Source organism: Herbidospora sp. RD11066, from assembly GCF_054661255.1.
This window is the reverse complement of the sequence record NZ_BAAGDO010000405.1, coordinates 1-231: the sequence shown is the minus strand read 5'-3', so window position 1 is coordinate 231 and position 231 is coordinate 1. Positions and strand designations below refer to the sequence as shown.

Below are 231 nucleotides of genomic sequence, written 5' to 3'. Positions count from 1 at the left end.
CGGTGCAGGCGCACCCAGGGTTAACATCTCATGCAGAGGAGAAGCACGATGCAAAAGAAACTGATCGCTCTGGCAGTTGCCGGGCTGGTCGCTGCGCCGGCGATGGCTCAGTCGAACGTGACGATTTATGGCGTGGCGGACGCCTATTTTGGGTTTGGGAGCGAGCCTGGTTTTTCCGTTGGGACTGGCGCAAATGAAAAGATTGTAAATTATGATCTGGATGGTAACGGC

General features: G+C 55.0%; 1 protein-coding gene. It reads left to right on the top strand.

The annotated features are described in order from the left end of the window. Positions 1–48: 48 nt before the first annotated feature. On the top strand, positions 49–231 hold a 183-nt coding region (locus ACYQ78_RS40190), incomplete at its 3' end, for a porin (protein ID WP_459806251.1).